At 47.9% G+C, this 3889-nt stretch carries 3 protein-coding genes; 2 read left to right on the top strand and 1 reads right to left on the bottom strand.

The features are described from left to right. Both cmk and H6S82_RS22420 read left to right on the top strand, forming a co-directional pair. Window positions 1-869: (d)CMP kinase (gene cmk / locus H6S82_RS22425; protein WP_191056728.1), on the top strand; the 869-nt coding region annotated here is incomplete at its 5' end. A 270-nt stretch (window positions 870-1139) separates the two neighbouring features. Beyond that, the gene (locus H6S82_RS22420; RefSeq protein WP_190475508.1) at window positions 1140-2132 is read left to right on the top strand and encodes a polysaccharide deacetylase family protein; all 993 of its coding nucleotides are present in this window, start codon (window positions 1140-1142) and stop codon (window positions 2130-2132) included. Window positions 2133-2253: 121 nt separating this feature from the next. Here the strand turns inward: H6S82_RS22420 and H6S82_RS22415 are convergent. Then, a partial coding sequence (locus tag H6S82_RS22415) for a glutamate synthase-related protein (RefSeq protein ID WP_242057071.1) occupies window positions 2254-3889 on the bottom strand: 1636 nt, incomplete at its 5' end.

Here is a 3889-nt window from a genome sequence, read left to right as displayed (position 1 = left end):
CTAAGCTAGAATTGGCAACGGTTCAAGCGATTGAGCCCGAATATATTGAGTTAGTAGATCCGACGACGCTGATGCCTTTACAACAAATTGAGGAGGTTGGACTTTTGGCCCTCGCTGCCAGGTTGGGCACTACCCGCCTCATTGACAACATTATTCTGAGAAACCGTCAGCCGATTGTGGCAATCGATGGCCCTGCTGGGGCGGGAAAATCTACCGTAGCCCGTCAGGTAGCGCAGGCTTTGAAGCTGCTATACCTGGATACGGGCGCTATGTATCGAGCGGTGACGTGGCTGGTTTTGGAATCTGGTATTTCTATAGAAGATGAACCAGCAATCGCCGAAATTGTCAGTAAGTGCGATATTGAATTGGGTATGGGGGATGAACCTCAAGCTCCTATTCGCGTATGGATAAATGGCCAAGAAGTAACGCAAGCCATACGCAGCCTAGAAATAACCTCTCACGTTTCTGCGATCGCTGCCCAGACTCCCGTCCGCCAAGAGCTAGTCAAACAGCAGCAGCGCTGGGGTGAGAAAGGAGGTATTGTGATTGAAGGTCGCGATATCGGCACTCATGTTTTCCCCGATGCCGAACTCAAAATCTTCTTGACTGCTTCGGTGCAAGAACGAGCCCGTCGCCGTCAACAAGATCTCAAAAATCGAGGTGAGGCAGATTTGAGTTTGGAACAGATGCAGCAAAACCTTTCCGAACGGGATTGGAAAGATAGCAACCGTAATATAGCGCCGTTACGAAAAGCACCTGATGCCATTGAAATCCAAACTGATGGTCTTAGTATCGCTGAAGTTACCGATCGCATTATTACCCTCTACCGGGAGAAAGTGGAAGGACAAAGCTCGACCTTGGCTAATTAATCCAAAACCTAGAGCTATGGTAACTGCTAATGGTTAATACCTCGAAATTCAGGTAATCAGCCATCAGCAGTTAATTTTTGCTAACGATAACTTCGATTCGCTTCCAGGCTCGCCCCCGTAAAATTTCAGCTTATAGATTGGCTGAGAATATTTGCAAACGATGACATCTCAAAATTTGGCATTTAAAGGAGCAATATTGCAAGCTGCGCCCAATTTCTCAGTATATCGGACAGGAGTCCAAGCAGACATCACGCGATCGAGTCTAACTGTATGTTTAAGAAGGTTTTGGTGTTCGTTACCCTAGTAGCGGCTGTTTGTAGTTTTGCGATCGGTCTTAACTTGTCTGTCAAAGAAGGTTCTCGCGAGACTGTGGTGATATCTGCTGTCGCGCCTGGGCGATTGCCAATAACTCAACAGCAAAATTTAGATTCAGAAGTTGTTCGGCAACAAAAAGTAATCCAAAACCTACAATTTCCGATCGTTCAACCTCACGTTCAAGTAGGAGCAGAGTCTCTTCCCTCCTACAATGAGGGAAAATATCCAGCAGACGAAGAAGGCAAAATTTTTACAGTTCCTACCCAGTTTCAAGGTAAAATGCTGGAAAAGATGCCAATTCTGGGTGAAAAGAAACTGATTGCCCTCACTTTTGATGATGGCCCTTGGCCTAAAACGACTTTGCAAGTGCTAGAAATTTTAAAGAAAAACAATATCAAAGCGACTTTTTTTTGGGTCGGTCGTTGCGTCAAATATTTTCCACAAATAGCCCAACAAGTAGTAAACGAAGGACACGCGATCGCTAACCACACTTGGAGTCATTCTTACCGAAAAATGAATCCCAGTCAAGCAGCTAAAGAAATAGAAGACACGGCAGAACTGATTTACAAAACAACAGGAGTAAAAACATTTTTATTTCGTCCTCCTGGCGGTCTGTTGAACAATGGGCCGGCAGATTATGCGAAGGAGAAAAACTATGCCATCGTCAAGTGGTCAAATGACCCGATGGATTATCGCCCACTGCCTGCGTACCAATTAGTCAAAAATGTACTTCGTAAAGCCAAATCCGGCGATATTGTATTATTGCACGATGGTGGCGGCAATCATTCGGCGACGGTGAAGGCTTTACCGGAAATAATTGATAAGTTAAAACAGCAAGGTTTTGAATTTGTCACCATCCCCGATCTTTTAGAAATGAAAGCTCAAGAAATGAACGAGGGAGAGTCACAATTGAAATTATTGCCCGTGCCCAATTCACTTCCCGATTAAATACATTTATCTCATCACCACAAAACGGGAGAGCCCAATCAACGATCGGAATTAGGTTTGATGGTCTGACATTTTCTGAGAAGTCGGGTTTGTTGAAGAAACCCGACTTCTATGTTGGCAATTAAACTTTCAAACTTTCCAGCGTTTCAACAGATGGATTTACCTCTGGAGAATCAGCTTCTGAAGGAGGCACAACTTGCCAGAATTTGGGTAAATATTCTGTCCATTTCTCCAGAATCGTCATAGCTTTTTGGCTACCAGTGCGATCGGCATGAGCTTGGATGAGTTCCTGCAATTGCGCTTCTCCTACGGGCGATATCACCCGTTGAAACTTGACAATTTCGGGGTTGACTTTTTGGGCGAAACTGTTATCTTCGTCGAGGAAGTAAGCCAGACCGCCTGTCATTCCAGCGCCCACGTTGCGACCGACTTTGCCGAGGACGACCACAATACCGCCAGTCATGTACTCGCAGCAGTGGTCGCCCGCGCCTTCAATGACTGCAATGCCTGCGGAGTTCCGGACTGCAAAGCGTTCGCCAGCTTGACCTTTGGCAAACAATGTGCCGCCAGTTGCACCGTACATACAGACGTTACCGACGATCGCTGCCCCGGATGGGTCGTAGGTGGCGTCGGTTGGTGGCTGGATGATAATTTCGCCTCCGTGCATACCTTTGCCTACATAGTCATTCGCTTCTCCTTCCAGACGCAAAGTCATGTTCGGTAGGTTGAATGCACCAAAGCTTTGCCCCACAGAACCGACAAAGTTGAGGGTAATTTGACCGCTAAACCCATTATTGCCGTATTGGGATGCGATCGCACCCGCGAGTCTCGCCCCAACGGTGCGGTCTGTATTCACCACCCGCAGTGTCTTGCTGTATTCGCCTCGATCGCGGATAGCGGCTTGAATCTGGGCGTCTTGCAACAGTTGGTCGTCCAAAACAACACCGTTGCTGTGAACGGCTTCGTGGTTTAACCAGTTACGATTCGATCGCGTATCCGGTAATTGCAGCAAACAATCCAGATTCAGGGATTGGGTTTTGGTTAACTGGATACTGTCTCTTGTTTTGAGCAAGTCAGCCCGTCCGATGACTTCTTGCAGCGATCGATACCCCAAACGCGCCAGAATACTCCGCACTTCTTCTGCTACAAAGTAGAAGAAATTAACGACGTGTGCAGGTATACCAGTAAACCGCTTCCGCAGCGCCTCTTGCTGCGTCGCCACTCCGACAGGGCAGTTATTTGTGTGGCAGATCCGCGCCATGATGCAGCCTTCCGCAATCATGGCGATCGAGCCGAAACCGTATTCTTCGCCGCCCATTAAGGCACCCATCACCACATCCCATCCGGTCTTGAAGCCGCCATCAACGCGGAGGATAACGCGATCGCGCAGTTGATTTTCCATCAGCACCCGATGTACTTCTGTCAATCCGAGTTCCCAGGGGGAACCTGCGTGTTTAATGGAACTCAGTGGCGATGCACCGGTACCGCCATCGTGACCGGAAATTTGGATAATATCTGCATTTGCCTTGGCCACACCAGCCGCTACAGTCCCGATGCCGATTTCTGCTACCAACTTCACCGATACAGGTGCTTTGGGATTGATTTGGTGCAGGTCAAAAATCAACTGCGCCAAATCTTCAATCGAATAAATGTCATGGTGAGGCGGCGGCGAAATCAAGGTTACTCCAGGTTTCGATCGCCGCAACATGGCAATGTAAGGACTCACCTTCTTCCCAGGTAATTGCCCCCCTTCACCC

Source organism: Planktothrix sp. FACHB-1355 (assembly GCF_014748295.1).
GTDB lineage: Bacteria > Cyanobacteriota > Cyanobacteriia > Cyanobacteriales > Aerosakkonemataceae > Aerosakkonema > Aerosakkonema funiforme_A.
The sequence above is the reverse complement of the archived record's forward strand: the minus strand, read 5'-3'. Positions and strand labels throughout refer to the sequence as shown.

Bases quoted from the DNA above. Each gene is read 5' to 3' on its own strand.
- H6S82_RS22420 (WP_190475508.1), top strand. From the start codon at position 1,140: ATGTTTAAGAAGGTTTTGGTGTTCGTTACCCTAGTAGCGGCTGTTTGT.